This window comes from Microbispora sp. NPDC004025, from assembly GCF_053604425.1.
In genome coordinates, this window is the sequence record NZ_JBSGHN010000010.1 from 32,833 (window position 1) to 46,554 (window position 13,722).

The 13,722-nt window shown below is 71.7% G+C and carries 13 protein-coding genes; 10 read left to right on the top strand and 3 right to left on the bottom strand.

The window, feature by feature from the left end; translation table 11 throughout:
- Positions 1-201: 201 nt before the first annotated feature.
- The 8 genes from rapZ (at position 202) to ACWEQG_RS23800 (ending at position 7,383) form a co-directional block, all read left to right on the top strand.
- Positions 202-1,071, top strand: a complete 870-nt coding sequence (gene rapZ / locus ACWEQG_RS23765) for an RNase adapter RapZ (RefSeq protein WP_363470444.1) — start codon at positions 202-204, stop codon at positions 1,069-1,071.
- A 282-nt stretch (positions 1,072-1,353) separates the two neighbouring features.
- Positions 1,354-2,313: a gluconeogenesis factor YvcK family protein gene (locus ACWEQG_RS23770; protein ID WP_452287823.1), complete on the top strand. Its 960-nt coding sequence runs from the start codon at positions 1,354-1,356 to the stop codon at positions 2,311-2,313.
- 63 nt (positions 2,314-2,376) lie between these two features.
- A complete protein-coding gene (gene whiA / locus ACWEQG_RS23775; RefSeq protein WP_030507327.1) occupies positions 2,377-3,357 on the top strand; it encodes a DNA-binding protein WhiA in 981 nt (326 codons plus the stop codon).
- 276 nt (positions 3,358-3,633) lie between these two features.
- Complete coding sequence (gap, locus tag ACWEQG_RS23780) at positions 3,634-4,638, top strand: type I glyceraldehyde-3-phosphate dehydrogenase (protein ID WP_452287825.1); 1,005 nt, start codon at positions 3,634-3,636, stop codon at positions 4,636-4,638.
- A complete protein-coding gene (locus ACWEQG_RS23785) occupies positions 4,638-5,825 on the top strand; it encodes a phosphoglycerate kinase (protein ID WP_452287827.1) in 1,188 nt (395 codons plus the stop codon). Before gap ends, ACWEQG_RS23785 begins: the two co-directional genes overlap by 1 nt.
- Positions 5,826-6,605, top strand: coding sequence for a triose-phosphate isomerase (gene tpiA / locus ACWEQG_RS23790; RefSeq protein ID WP_363470455.1), 780 nt, complete (start codon positions 5,826-5,828; stop codon positions 6,603-6,605). It abuts the gene before it with no gap.
- Between the two features lie 124 nt (positions 6,606-6,729).
- Positions 6,730-6,960 (top strand): preprotein translocase subunit SecG, encoded by a 231-nt coding sequence (gene secG, locus ACWEQG_RS23795; protein ID WP_142559501.1) that lies wholly within the window; start codon positions 6,730-6,732, stop codon positions 6,958-6,960.
- 75 nt (positions 6,961-7,035) lie between these two features.
- Entirely contained in the window at positions 7,036-7,383 is a 348-nt protein-coding gene (locus ACWEQG_RS23800; RefSeq protein WP_079319880.1) for an RNA polymerase-binding protein RbpA, read from the top strand.
- A gap of 66 nt (positions 7,384-7,449) precedes the next feature.
- Here ACWEQG_RS23800 and ACWEQG_RS23805 read toward each other — a convergent pair whose 3' ends face one another.
- The gene (locus ACWEQG_RS23805) at positions 7,450-8,337 is read right to left on the bottom strand and encodes a LysR family transcriptional regulator (RefSeq protein WP_452287829.1); all 888 of its coding nucleotides are present in this window, start codon (positions 8,335-8,337) and stop codon (positions 7,450-7,452) included.
- Between the two features lie 118 nt (positions 8,338-8,455).
- On the opposite strand from ACWEQG_RS23805, the gene ACWEQG_RS23810 reads away from it, so the two are divergent.
- Complete coding sequence (locus ACWEQG_RS23810; protein ID WP_363470461.1) at positions 8,456-9,349, top strand: MBL fold metallo-hydrolase; 894 nt, start codon at positions 8,456-8,458, stop codon at positions 9,347-9,349.
- Positions 9,350-9,381: 32 nt separating this feature from the next.
- On the opposite strand, the gene ACWEQG_RS23815 is transcribed toward ACWEQG_RS23810, so the two are convergent.
- Both ACWEQG_RS23815 and ACWEQG_RS23820 read right to left on the bottom strand, forming a co-directional pair.
- Positions 9,382-10,989: an amidohydrolase gene (locus tag ACWEQG_RS23815; protein WP_452287831.1), complete on the bottom strand. Its 1,608-nt coding sequence runs from the start codon at positions 10,987-10,989 to the stop codon at positions 9,382-9,384.
- A 62-nt stretch (positions 10,990-11,051) separates the two neighbouring features.
- Positions 11,052-12,449: an NAD(P)/FAD-dependent oxidoreductase gene (locus tag ACWEQG_RS23820; protein WP_452287833.1), complete on the bottom strand. Its 1,398-nt coding sequence runs from the start codon at positions 12,447-12,449 to the stop codon at positions 11,052-11,054.
- Between the two features lie 196 nt (positions 12,450-12,645).
- On the opposite strand from ACWEQG_RS23820, the gene ACWEQG_RS23825 reads away from it, so the two are divergent.
- The gene (locus ACWEQG_RS23825; RefSeq protein ID WP_363470469.1) at positions 12,646-13,722 is read left to right on the top strand and encodes a GNAT family N-acetyltransferase; all 1,077 of its coding nucleotides are present in this window, start codon (positions 12,646-12,648) and stop codon (positions 13,720-13,722) included.

Consider the following 13,722-nt stretch of genomic DNA (forward strand, 5'->3'; position numbering starts at 1 on the left):
GCGGGGTCAGCAGGGAGGGCACCATGGGAGTTGCCCGGCGTGGCGGTGGCGCGATCAGGTGAAGAGGTGTCATGCTCCGGCACCAGAAGGTCCTCCCCGCGGGGCACGCCAGGTCCCGGCGGCCGTCCCGGTGCGGGCGCCGGGCGCGGACGGGGCTGACGTTGGGCGAGATGACATGGGCGGCAAGGCGGTGAGCGGGCGATGAGCACGACTGAGCCGGCATTCGTGGTGATCACTGGAATGTCGGGGGCGGGGCGCAGCACCGCGGCGAAGTCTCTGGAGGACCTCGGCTGGTACGTGATCGACAACCTGCCGCCGGGGCTGCTGTCCTCGCTCGCCGAGGAGGCGGGCCGGGTGAACATGGCGACCGACCGCGTCGCGGCCGTGGTCGACGTGCGCAGCCTCGCCTTCACCACCGACCTCAACGCGGCGATCGAGGAGCTCGACGGGCGCGGCGTCGGCGTCCGGGTGGTGTTCCTGGAGGCCAGCGACGAGGAACTGGTCCGCAGGTTCGAGAACGTCCGGCGGCCCCACCCGCTGCAGGGCGACGGGCGGCTCGTCGACGGGATCGACCGTGAGCGCGGCATCCTGCGCGAGGTCCGCGCCAACGCCGACCTCGTCATCGACACGTCACTGCTGAACGTCCACGAGCTGCGTAAGAAGATCGTGTCGTTCTTCGGCGGCGAGGACCGGCCCGGGCTGAAGGTCAACGTGGTGTCCTTCGGCTACAAGTACGGCCTGCCGGTCGACGCCGACCTCGTCGTGGACTGCCGGTTCCTGCCCAACCCGCACTGGGTGCCGGAGCTGCGGCCCATGAACGGGCTCGACGCCCCCGTGCGCGACTACGTGCTCAACCAGCCGGGTGCCAAGGAGTTCCTCGACGGATACGAGGAGGTCCTCGGCGTCGTGGCCGCGGGATACACCCGCGAGGGCAAGGGCTACGCCACCCTCGCTGTGGGCTGCACCGGAGGCAAGCACCGCAGCGTCGCGATGGCCGAGCAGCTCGGCGCGCGCCTGCGCGAGCGCGGCATGGACGTCCAGGTCAGCCACCGGGACGTGGGCCGCGAGTGACGGCTTCCGGCCGCGGCGCGGCGGGGGCGGTCCCCTCAGGGCGTACGGTGGCGGGCACCGGCCCGTGACGGGTCCGGGCCCGCACCACGTCCGCCGAGGAGCGCGCCCGGCGCCGGCCGCGGTGACCGGAAGGGCGCGATCGATCAGCACGACGTGAGCGCCACGGCTCCGCAGAGCGGTGCTCGTGGCGCGGCGAGGAGGACGATGAAGGACCCCGCCGCGGAAGCCGCGGACCCCCCCGTCCCCCGACATTCCCCGGAATCCCCCACCCCCGGCAGACCGATGTTCCCCCAGCAGCCCGAGACCGCCGCGAGCGGTCCCAAGGTCGTCGCGCTCGGCGGTGGCCACGGCCTCTACGCCTCCCTGTCGGCCCTCAGGACCGTCACCGACGACCTGACGGCCGTGGTGACGGTGGCCGACGACGGCGGCTCCAGCGGACGTCTCAGGCGTGAACTGGGGGTCCTGCCGCCCGGTGACCTGCGGATGGCGCTCGCGGCCCTGTGCGGCGACGACGAGTGGGGCAAGACCTGGAGCGAGGTCGTCCAGCACCGGTTCAGGAGCGAGGGCGAGCTGCACGGCCACGCCGTCGGCAACCTGCTCATCGTCGCGCTCTGGGAGCTGCTGGACGATCCCGTCGTCGGCCTGGAATGGGTGGGCCGCCTGCTCGGCGCGCACGGCCGCGTGCTGCCCATGGCGTCCGTGCCGCTCGACATCCAGGCGCAGGTCGAGCTGGACGGGCTGATCACCACGGTGCGCGGGCAGGTCGCGTGCGCCTTGACGCCCGGGCGGGTTCGCTCCATCTCGCTGCTGCCGCCCGACCCGCCCGCCTGCCCCCAGGCGATCGAGGCGATCGAGGCGGCCGACTGGGTGGTGTTCGGGCCCGGCTCCTGGTTCACCAGCGTGCTGCCGCACCTCAAGGTGCCCGGGCTCGCCCGGGCGCTGCACGAGACGAGCGCCAGGCGGATGGTGATCCTCAACCTCGCGCCGCAGGCGGGGGAGACCGACGGCTTCTCGCCCGAACGGCACCTGGAGGTGCTCAGGGAGCACGCACCCGCGCTGCTCGTCGACGCCGTGGTCGCGGACGACGCGGTGGTCGCCGACCCGAGGGCGCTGGAGAAGGCGGCGGCGTCGATGGGCGGCCGGGTCGTTTTGGCCGATGTGGCCGCCTCTGACGGATCCGCCCGGCACGACGGACCACGTCTTGCCGCTGTCCTGAATGAGATTTTCCGCGAGAAGCGGTGATTGCGTGCGCACAAGGTGCGAGAGACTGGCGGGCAGAGTCTGTTTGGGGGAGGACACGCGCTGATGGCCATGACGGGTGTGGTGAAAGACGAGCTGAGCCGCCTTCCGGTGCTCAAGCCATGCTGCCGGAAGGCGGAGGTGTCCACGCTGCTGCGGTTCGCCAGCGGGCTGCACCTGGTGGGCGGGCGCATCGTGATCGAGGCCGAGCTCGACACCAACGCCACCGCCCGCAGGCTGATCAAGGACATCGGCGAGGTCTTCGGGCACAAGGCCGAGGTGCTGGTCCTCGCGCCCGCCGGGCTGCGCAAGGGCTCGCGCTACGTCGTGCGCGTCTACAAGGACGGCGAGGCGCTGGCCCGGCAGACCGGCCTGATCGACAACCACGGGCGTCCCGTGCGGGGGCTGCCCCGGCAGGTCGTCTCCGGGGCGACCTGTGACGCCGAGGCGGCCTGGCGGGGTGCGTTCCTCGCGCACGGGTCGCTGACCGAGCCGGGCCGGTCGATGTCGCTGGAGGTGACCTGCCCCGGTCCCGAGGCGGCGCTGGCCCTGGTCGGCTCGGCCCGGCGGCTCAAGATCCACGCCAAGGCCCGCGAGGTGCGCGGCGTCGACCGCGTGGTGGTGCGCGACGGCGACGCGATCAGCGCGCTGCTGACCCGGCTCGGCGCCCACGACAGCGTGCTGGCCTGGGAGGAGCGGCGGATGCGCCGCGAGGTGCGGGCCACCGCCAACCGCCTGGCCAACTTCGACGACGCGAACCTGCGCAGGTCGGCACGGGCGGCCGTGGCCGCGGGGGCGCGGGTGCAGCGTGCGCTGGAGATCCTCGGCGACGAGGCCCCCGAGCACCTCGTGATCGCCGGCCGGCTGCGGGTCGAGCACAAGCAGGCGTCCCTGGAGGAGCTCGGCCAGATCGCCGACCCGCCGCTGACCAAGGACGCCATCGCCGGGCGCATCCGGCGCCTGCTCGCCATGGCCGACAAGCGCGCCCAGGACCTCGGCATCGCCAACACCGAGGCCAACCTCACCGCCGACATGCTCGCTCAGTAGCGGTCCCTCTGCCGGTTCCGTCCCCGAGTCCCGGTGACGGTGTCGCCGAGCCGTCCCAGGCGGCCGATCGCGGAGGGCGGCGGTCCCGCGGAACGGGGTGCGGCGGGGTCCGCGCCATGGGGAAAGGACCCGCTCATCGGCCTGTCCGGCCTGACACGCCGTCAAAGTGCGGCCCGGTGGTCTACACCAATTTGGGTCCGATAAGGTCTGTCATTGAGGTTTAACACAGCCCTGGCGCCGGTAGTCCGGCGCACGACGTACGAGGAGATCGGTTCCGTGAGCATCCGCGTAGGCGTCAACGGCTTCGGCCGTATCGGCCGCAACTTCTGGCGCGCTGTGGCGGCCAGCGGCAAGGACATCGAGGTCGTCGCCGTCAACGACCTCACCGACAACGCCACGCTGGCCCACCTGCTGAAGTACGACAGCATCCTGGGCCGCCTGCCGTACGAGGTCAAGGCCTCGGCGGACGAGATCACCGTTGACGGCAAGGCGATCAAGGCGTTCGCCGAGCGCGACCCCGCCAAGCTGCCCTGGGGCGACCTCGGCGTGGACGTCGTCGTCGAGTCGACCGGTCTGTTCACCGACGCCACCAAGGCCAAGGTGCACGCCGACAACGGCGCGAAGAAGGTCATCATCTCCGCTCCGGCGAAGAACGAAGACGTGACGATCGTCATGGGCGTGAACCACGACAAGTACGACCCGGCGGCTCACACGATCATCTCGAACGCCTCCTGCACCACCAACTGCCTGGCCCCGATGGCCAAGGTCATCAACGACACCTTCGGTATCGAGAAGGGCCTGATGACCACCATCCACGCCTACACGCAGGACCAGAACCTGCAGGACGGCCCGCACAAGGACCTGCGCCGCGCCCGCGCCGCCGCGCTGAACATCGTCCCGACCTCCACCGGCGCCGCCAAGGCCATCGGCCTGGTCCTGCCGGAGCTGAAGGGCAAGCTCGACGGCTACGCGCTGCGTGTGCCGATCCCGACGGGCTCGGCCACCGACCTCACGGTCGAGGTCGGCCGTGAGACCACCGTCGAGGAGGTCAACGCCGCGCTCAAGGCCGCCGCCGAGGGCCCGCTCAAGGGCTTCCTCAGCTACACGGAGGACGAGATCGTCTCCAGCGACATCGTCACCGACCCGTCGTCCTGCATCTTCGACGCCGGCCTCACCAAGGTGATCGGCAACCAGGTCAAGGTCGTCGGCTGGTACGACAACGAGTGGGGCTACTCCAACCGCCTCGTGGACCTCATCGAGTACGTGGGCGCCTCCCTCTGATGATCGGAATCGACGAGCTCGACGTGAAGGGCCGGCGCGTGTTCGTGCGCGCCGACCTCAACGTCCCCCTCGACGGGGAGACGATCACCGACGACGGCCGCATCCGGGCGTCGGTGCCGACGATCAGGAAGCTGGTCGAGCGCGGCGCGAGGGTCGTCGTCGCCGCCCACCTCGGCCGCCCCAAGGGCTCGGTGACGCCGAAGTACTCGCTCGCCCCGGTCTCCCGGCGGCTGGCCGAGCTGCTCGGCGAGGACGTGGCCTTCGCCGCCGACGTGGTGGGCGAGTCCGCGCAGAGCGTGGTGGCGGGCCTGCAGGACGGGCAGGTCGCCCTCCTGGAGAACCTGCGCTTCGAGCCGGGCGAGGAGTCCAAGGACGACGCGGTCAGGGGCGAGTTCGCCGACAAGCTGGCCGCCCTCGCCGAGCTCTACGTCGGCGACGGCTTCGGCGCGGTGCACCGCAAGCACGCCAGCGTCTACGACCTGCCCAAGCGGCTGCCGCACGCGGCCGGCGACCTGGTCCTCGCCGAGGTCGAGGTGCTGCGCAAGCTCACCGAGGACCCGGCCAGGCCGTACGTCGTCGTGCTGGGCGGCGCGAAGGTCTCCGACAAGCTCGGTGTGATCGCGAACCTGCTGTCCAAGGTGGACCGCCTGCTCATCGGCGGCGGCATGGCCTACACCTTCCTCAAGGCCCAGGGCCACGAGGTGGGCAAGTCCCTGCTGCAGGAGGACCAGATCGACCAGGTGAAGGGCTTCCTCGAGGAGGCGGCCTCCCGCGGCGTCGAGCTGGTGCTGCCGGTGGACGTGCTGGCCGCGACCGAGTTCGGCGCCGACGCGCCCCACGACGTCGTGGAGTCCACCGCGATCCCGGCCGACCGTGAGGGCCTGGACATCGGCCCCCGCACCCGGGAGCTGTTCGCCTCGAAGCTGGCCGACGCCCAGACGGTGTTCTGGAACGGCCCGATGGGCGTGTTCGAGTTCGAGGCGTTCTCCGGCGGCACCCGCGCGGTGGCCGAGGCGCTGGTGAGCTCCGAGGCGTTCACCGTGGTCGGCGGCGGCGACTCGGCGGCGGCCGTGCGCAAGCTCGGCCTGCCCGAGGACGGTTTCTCGCACATTTCCACCGGTGGTGGCGCGAGCCTCGAGTACCTCGAAGGCAAGACGCTGCCCGGACTCGCGGCGCTGGAGGAGTAGATGGCTCGCAAGCCGCTGTTCGCCGGCAACTGGAAGATGAACCTCAATCACCTCGAGGCCATCAACCTGGTGCAGAAGCTGGCGTTCACGTTGACCGACCGCGACTACGACAAGGCGGACGCGGCGGTCATCCCGCCGTTCACCGACCTGCGTAGCGTGCAGACGCTGGTGGACGCCGACAAGCTCCGCATCGCCTACGGCGCCCAGGACCTGTCGGCGCAGGACTCCGGGGCGTACACCGGGGAGATCTCCGGGGCGATGCTGGCCAAGCTCGGCTGCACCTACGTGCTCGTGGGGCACTCGGAGCGGCGGCAGTACCACGCCGAGGACGAGGCGCTGTGCAACGCCAAGGTCAAGGCCGCCTACCGGCACTCGCTGACGCCCATCCTGTGCGTGGGCGAGGGGCTGCCGGTGCGCCAGGAGGGCCGCCACGTGGAGCACACGCTGGCGCAGCTCGACGGCGCGCTGGAGGGCGTCCCCGCCGAGCAGGTGAAGTCAATCGTGATCGCGTACGAGCCGGTCTGGGCGATCGGCACCGGCGAGGTCGCCACGCCGAAGGACGCCCAGGAGGTCTGCGGCGCCATCAGGACGCGACTCGCCGAGCTCTATGGTGACGAAGTGGCCTCTGTTGTCCGTATCCTTTACGGTGGCTCGGTGAAGTCGGACAACGTCGCCGGCATCATGGCGGAGGCCGACATCGACGGCGCCCTCGTGGGAGGGGCCAGCCTCGACGCGGGGGAATTCGCCAAGATCTGCCGATTCGGCGAGACCTCCGGCTAGCTGAGCCGTTTGGGGGGTGCGACTTGACAACAGGTCGTACCCTCAAGGGACACAATTGAATCGTCACGCCGATGGCATCGTGCACAACGCGTCGTGCACGCCCGGACATAGGAACAGGTCTACGGTGACAATCGGAATCTCCATCGCCCTCATCCTGTCGAGCGCTCTGATGGTGCTGCTCGTCCTGCTCCACAAGGGCAAGGGCGGCGGTCTGTCGGACCTGTTCGGAGGCGGGTTCACCTCGTCCTTCGGTGGTTCGTCGGTGGTGGAGCGCAACCTGGACCGCCTGACCATCATCACGGGCATCGTCTGGTTCGTCTGCATCATCGCGCTGGGCCTGCTGCTCAAGCCGTAGCGGACGGCCTCCGGCCACGCGTGACAGCGATTCACCTCCCCCCGTCCGCGGGGCGATCGAGCAAGGAGTTCTTCGGTGGGTAGTGGCAACGCGATCCGTGGCAGCCGAGTCGGCGCTGGCCCCATGGGAGAGGCCGAACGCGGCGAGGCCGCCCCCCGTGTGCGGGTCTCGTTCTGGTGCGCGAACATGCACGAGACGCGCCCGAGCTTCGCCAGCGACGCGGCCGTCCCCGAGTTCTGGGACTGCCCGCGGTGCGGACTGCCGGCCGGGCAGGACCAGTCGAACCCGCCCGCTCCGCCGAAGAACGAGCCGTACAAGACGCACCTCGCGTACGTGAAGGAGCGCCGTAGCGACAAGGACGGCGCGCAGATCCTCGCCGAGGCGCTGGAGCGGCTGCGCTCCTCCTCCCGCCCGATCTACTGATCCGGACGCCCGGTTCACCGATCTGGACAACTGTGCAGGCCCTTCCCGCTCAGGCGGGGAGGGCCTTCATGTATGCGCGGGTTCCCGGCCGGCGGAGCGGTACACGGCCGTGGCGATGTGGGCGAACGAGCGGATCAGCGGGTTGGCGTCGGCGCTGTTCCAGGCCAGGACGAGGCGGCTGGGCGGCATGTCGGCCAGTGGCACCGACGTGAGCCCCTCGGGCAGCGCGTGGGCCGCCGGCGCCAGCCCGACCGTGCCGTTCCACAGAACGGCCTGCAGGCACTCGTGGACGGTACGCACCACCGGGCCGTCCCTGAGCTCGCCGCCGGGCGCGGTGGCGTTCCAGTAGGCGCGCCAGACGGGATCGGTGCCGTCGGGCAGCCGGAACCACGGGCGGCCGGCGAGATCGCTCAGCCGCAGGGTCGCGCGGCGGGCGAGCGGATCGTCGGCCCGCAGGACCACTCCCATGGGGTCGGAGCGCAGCAGGCGGGTGGTGATCCCGGTGTCCTCGAACGGCTCCCTGGTGAGGGCGACGTCGACGAGGCCGGCCCGAAGGCCTGTGGTCGGGTCGCTGAAGTCGGCTTCGCGGACGCGGACCTGGACCTCCGGATGACGCCGGCGGAAGGTCGCGGCGAGCCGGGCTCCGGCCTGCTCGGCGCTGTCCGCGAGGGTGCCGATGGTCAGGGTGGCGGCGCCGGCCGCGGCGGCGACCCGGGCGCGCACTCGCTCGGCCTGCTCCAGCAGCGCACGCGCCTCGTCGTACAGCGCGGCCCCGGCGGCGGTGAGCGTGACGCCGGTGGGCGACCGGAGCAGCAGAAGGGCGCCGAGATCGGCCTCCAGCTGCCGGACGGCACGGCTCAGCGGCGGCTGGGTCATGTGCAGGCGCGCGGCGGCCCGCCCGAAGTGGCGCTCCTCGGCGACCGCCACGAAGTAGCGCAGCGAGCGTAGATCCATCACCGGCGACGATACCGGCACGGTATCGGGCGTGCGCAACCGGTGTTGGACGCGGCAGAGCATCCGGTAATGGACTGGAGCAGCCCGATTGTCAGGCTCTCTCCGAGAAGTGGATGCCATGTCTGAATACGTGCTGCCCGAGCCCGTCGTGCGGATCGAGGAGGTGCGGGAGCTCGCCCGGGACCTGGTGGTGATCCCCAATCGCCGGGTGCAACTGGTGCCCAACATCGGCCTCATCGGCGGCACGCATTCCGTGCTGGTCGTCGAGACCGGAATGGGTCCGGGGAACGCCGAGACCGTGCTCGCGTTCGCGACGGAGTACGCGGCGGGCCGCAGGCTGTACCTGACCACGACCCATTTCCATCCGGAGCACGCGTTCGGGGCGCAGGTGTTCGCCGGGGAGGCGACGTTCCTGGTCAACCGGGCGCAAGCAGAGGACCTGACCGCGAAGGGCGCCGCCTACCTCGACATGTTCCGGGGTCTCGGCGAGCCGGTCGCCCGGCAGCTGGAGGGCGTCGAGATCGCCACCCCGGACGTCGTCTACGACGACGCGTACGACCTCGACCTGGGCGGCCGGGTGGTGCGGCTGCGGGCCGCCGGCCGGGCGCACAGCAGGGGCGACCAGGTGATCACGGTCCCCGACGCCGGGGTGATGTTCACCGGCGATCTCGTGGAGGCCGGGCAGTTCGCCATCTTCCCGTGGTTCCCGCCGTACGACACCGACGTGTCCGGCACCCGCTGGATCAGCGTGATGCGGCGGCTGGCCGACGCGTCGCCGCGGGTGGTGGTGCCCGGCCACGGCGACGTCGGCGGCCCGCAGCTGCTCGCCGACGTCCGCGACTACCTCGAACTGCTGCGCGACGAGACCTGGGCGCGCCGGGACTCGGCCGTGGGCGAGCAGACGATCGTCGAGGAGGTCAGGGCGCTCATGATCGAGCGGCACCCGGAGTGGGCCGGCCGGGAATGGATCGAGAAGGGTGTCGGCTGCCTGTGCGCCGAGCACCCCGCATGACGCGGGCGGCGGCGCCGTAGGCGCCGCCCCGGTCACCCGCCGTGCACCGGCTCGCCGTCGAGGAACGTCATGACGACCTTGGCGGTCCAGATGTCCTTCGGGTCGAGCGTGAAGGGGTCGCGGTCGAGGACGACGAGGTCGGCCGGGCGGCTCTCCTCGATCACCCCGGCGGGGGAGCGGTTGATCCAGGCCGAGCCCTCGGTGTAGGCCGTCATGATCGTCCGCAGGTCGAGGCTCTGCTCGGGCAGGAACGGCGTCTGGGCCGTGGGGTACGTCGCGTGGACGGAGCCGCCCGGCTCGGTGCGGTTGACCGCCACGTGCATGGCCTCCAAGGGGTTGGCCGAGGAGACCGGCCAGTCCGAGCCCCCGGCGAAGCGGGTGCCGTGCCGTACGAGGTCGGCGAAGGGGTACTGCCAGGAGGCGCGCTCCTCGCCGAGGTAGGGGATGCACAGCTCGTCCATCTGCAGGTGATGGGTGGCCCACAGCGCCTGCAGGTTGGCCGTCACACCGAGCTCGGCGAAGCGCGGCACGTCCTGCGGCGTGATGATCTGCACGTGCGCGATGTGGTGCCGGTTGTCGGGATCGGTGCCGGTCAGCGCGTCGAGCGCCTCGCGCACGGCCCGCTCGCCGATGGCGTGGAAGTGCACCTGGAAGCCCAGGGCGTCGAGCTCCTTGACGTACCCGTCGAGCAGCGCCGGGTCGACGTACGACAGGCCGGTGCCGCCGCAGCGGCAGTAGGGCTCGATGACGGCGGCGGTGAAGTTCTCCGGGATGCCGTCCTGCATGATCTTCACCGACGTCGCCCGGAAGCGGTCCAGGCCCTTGGCCGTCGCGCGCCGCTCGACCAGCTCGGGGATCTGCTCGGCGCCGCGGGTGCGGTCCCACCACAGGGCGCCGACGACCCGCGCGCGCAGGCGTCCCGAGGAGGCGGCGGACAGATAGGCGGGCAGCTGGTCGTCCGACCCGGCGTACGACCCGACGATGGCGTCCTGCCAGCCGGTGACGCCCAGCGAGAACAGGTGGGACTGCGCGTCCATCAGGGCGGCGTCGACGTCGGCCGGGGTGGGGCGCGGAGTGAGCAGGCCGACGAGGTCCATCGCGCCCTCGTGCAGCACACCGCTCGGCGTGCCGTCCGGGTCGCGCTCGATGCGGCCGTCCGCGGGATCCGGGGTGTCCTTCGTGATCCCGGCGACCTCCAGGGCCCGCGTGTTGACCCAGGCGGCGTGGTGGTCGCGCTGCACGAAGTACGCGGGGCGGTCGAGGAAGTCGAGCTGCGACCGGTGGGGGAGACCGCCGGGGAAGGCCGACATGTCCCAGCCGCCGCCGTCGATCCACTCCCTGCCCGGATTGTTCGCCGCGTAGCCGGCGATCAGCGTGGTGTAGGCGTCGAGGCCGTACACCTCCGACAGGTCGCACTTGGCCCGCTCCAGCCCGGCCTGCACCGGGTGGACGTGGGCGTCGGTGAATCCCGGCGTCAGCAGGCCGCCGCCGAGGTCCACCGGCTCGGCGCCCGGCGCCAGCCGTACGAGGTCGGCCTCGGGACCGACGGCGGCGATGACGCCGTCACGGACGAGGACCGCCTCGGCGAAGCCGCCGGGGACGAAGACGCGGCCGCCGCGGAACAAGATGGTGGAGCTCAAGGGTGTCGTGTCCTTCTTCGAGATGTACGGGCGTCTCGCGAACAGCGCGAGATCACAGAGGGCTAGTGGCCGGTGATCCTGTCGGCGATCCTGGCCAGTACGGACGTCCTGGCCATGCCCCTGCCCTCTCGGGCGTCGGCCAGGCGGTAGAGACGGTACATCGAGTGGACGCCGAACCAGCGCAGCGGCTCCGGCTCCCAGGCGCGTACCCGCCGGTCCACCCACGGCATGCGGGTCAGGTCGGTGTCACGGCGCAGCACCAGGTCGCGCAGCGTGCGCCCGGCGAGGTTCGTGGTGGTCACGCCGTGGCCCGTGTAGCCGCCCGCCCAGCCGAGGCCGGTCGCGGGGTCCACGTGCACGGCCGAGCACCAGTCGCGCGGCACGCCGAGCACCCCCGACCAGGCGTGCTCCACCCGCGACCCGGCGACGGCGGGGAAGAAGGCGACCAGCAGGTCCCACAGGGCGTCCACGGTCCAGGTGTGCGTGTGCCCCCGCTCGTCGACCCTCGACCCGTACAGGTACGGCCTGCCGCGGCCGCCGAAGGCGATGCGGTCGTCGGCCGTCCGCTGGGCGTACATGTAGTAGTGCGCCATGTCGCCGAGCAGTTCGCGGCCCTGCCAGCCGATCTCCGCCCAGACCTGCTCGGGCAGCGGCGCGGTGACGATCAGGGAACTGTTCATCGGCAGCCAGTCGCGGTGGTGGCCGGCGATGGTCGCGGTGAACCCCTCGGTGCAGCGCAGGACGTGGTCCGCCGTCACCGTCCCGTACGGCGTGACCGCCCGGCCGGGCGCGATTTCGGTGACGGGCGTCCGCTCGTAGATCTCGACACCGAGGTCCCGTACGACCCGCGCGAGGCCGCGGACGAGCTTGGCCGGCTGGATCCTGGCGCAGTGCGGGCTCCAGGTGGCCCCCGTCGCGCCCGCCACCCGCAGCCGGTCGTTCATCTCGCCGGTGCTCAGCAGCCGGACGTCGTCGCGGTCCCAGCCCCACTCGCGCTGCGCCGCCAGTTCCTCGCGCAACCGCAGCGCCTGCGCCGGGCCGCGGGCGACCGTGAGCAGGCCGCCCTTGACGATGTCGGCGTCGATGCCCTCCTCGCGGGCGACGCGGATGACCTCGTCCACGGCCTCGAACATCGCGCGCTGCAACCGCCGGACCGCGTCCCGGCCGTGGGTATTCGCGTACCGCTCGGGCGAGCCGGCCAGCGCGCCGGTCAGCCAGCCGCCGTTGCGCCCCGAAGCGCCGAACCCGGCGAACTCCTTCTCCAGCACGACGACTCGCAGCGACGGGTCGGCCTTCTTCAGGTAATAGGCGGTCCACAGCCCCGTGTAGCCCGCGCCGACCACGGCCACGTCGGCCCGCAGGTCGCCGCCCAGCGGTTCTCCGGGCTCGGGGACGCCGAGCGACCGATACCAGAAGGACACCTCGCCGTTGACGAAACCAGGGGACAGGGGAGCGGTCATGGTGCACATCCTGCTATATCCGTGCTCATCTCGCCATTCGGCGACGGATGTCGTGGAGATCCGATGGAACACATGCGGATAACCGTAGTCGTAACGTGGCGCATCGACAGGAAACGATCGGCTCACCGCTGTGTAGCAAAGGTGTAACAGCACTCCGCCACCCTGAAGACCAGCGCAACGGAGGGAGCGGATACCGATGGGGTTCTTCCGGATTCGTACGACCGTGGACGAGCGGCCGGGGCGGCTGGCGTCCCTGGCCACGGCCCTGGCCGACAGGGGCGGCAACATCCTGGGCCTGTCGGTGCAGCCCGACACGGACGGCACGGTCGACGAGTTCGTCACCGACATCCCCGCCTCCCCCGAGGCCGTACGCGAGGCGCTGGAGGCGGCCGGCGGGAGACGGGTGCGGATCGTCCCCGCCACGGCGCACGAGCTGACCGACGAGCCGACGCGGACGCTGCTGCTCGCCGCCCGGCTGCGCTCGGCTCCCTGGCGCCTGCCGGAGATCCTGGGCGAGCTGCTGCGCGCCGACGACGCCCGCTGGGTGTACGGCGCCACCGCCGTGCGCCCGCGGACCGAGGACGGCGAGCGAGACGAGGGGGAGGCGCCGGAGCTGCCCGACCCGACTCTGCTGGTGGTGCCCGTGGCGCCGCGGCGGTCGATCCGGCTGCGCCGCTCAGGCCTTCCGTTCACCCTGACCGAGGCGGCCCGCGCCGCCGCGATGGTGAGGCTGGCGCAGCCGCCGGCCGAGCCGTCCGCGGCCGAGGGGCCGGTGCGGCTCGCCGACGGCGCGGAGGTGCAGGTCAAGCCGTTGACCTCGCTCTATCGCGAGGCGCTGCGCGACCTGCACGAGCGCTGCTCGCCGGAGACGCGCAGGTTCCGCTACTTCACCGCCAACCCCACCCTGCCGCCCCACATGTTCGACCGGCTGTGCGACCGGGCCCGCGGGCAGTCGCTCGTCGCGGGCCACGACGGCCAGGTCGTCGGACTCGCCTCGTTGATGTTCACCGCGGACCCGGGCACGGCGGAGATCGCCTTCCTCGTGGAGGACCGCTGGCAGGGCCGGGGGCTCGGCACCCACCTGGCCCGCATGCTGCTCGCACAGGCCAGGGACCTCGGCTTCGCCGAGGTGCGGGCGACCCTCCTGTATGACAACACGCGCATGCGCAGGCTGCTCGGCTCCCTCGGCGCGACGCTCACCTACACCGAGGACCCCGGTGTGATGGAGGCGCGGCTCGCCGTGGGCGTGATGGCGACGGCATCCCCGAGCTGA

What these genes read in the sequence shown, in the direction of transcription:
- rapZ (WP_363470444.1), top strand. Translation starts at nt 202, where the DNA reads ATGAGCACGACTGAGCCGGCATTCGTGGTGATCACTGGAATGTCGGGG.
- ACWEQG_RS23770 (WP_452287823.1), top strand. Translation starts at nt 1,354, where the DNA reads ATGTTCCCCCAGCAGCCCGAGACCGCCGCGAGCGGTCCCAAGGTCGTC.
- whiA (WP_030507327.1), top strand. Translation starts at nt 2,377, where the DNA reads ATGGCCATGACGGGTGTGGTGAAAGACGAGCTGAGCCGCCTTCCGGTG.
- ACWEQG_RS23785 (WP_452287827.1), top strand. Translation starts at nt 4,638, where the DNA reads ATGATCGGAATCGACGAGCTCGACGTGAAGGGCCGGCGCGTGTTCGTG.
- tpiA (WP_363470455.1), top strand. Translation starts at nt 5,826, where the DNA reads ATGGCTCGCAAGCCGCTGTTCGCCGGCAACTGGAAGATGAACCTCAAT.
- ACWEQG_RS23805 (WP_452287829.1), bottom strand. Translation starts at nt 8,337, where the DNA reads ATGGATCTACGCTCGCTGCGCTACTTCGTGGCGGTCGCCGAGGAGCGC.
- ACWEQG_RS23810 (WP_363470461.1), top strand. Translation starts at nt 8,456, where the DNA reads ATGTCTGAATACGTGCTGCCCGAGCCCGTCGTGCGGATCGAGGAGGTG.
- ACWEQG_RS23820 (WP_452287833.1), bottom strand. Translation starts at nt 12,449, where the DNA reads ATGACCGCTCCCCTGTCCCCTGGTTTCGTCAACGGCGAGGTGTCCTTC.
- ACWEQG_RS23825 (WP_363470469.1), top strand. Translation starts at nt 12,646, where the DNA reads ATGGGGTTCTTCCGGATTCGTACGACCGTGGACGAGCGGCCGGGGCGG.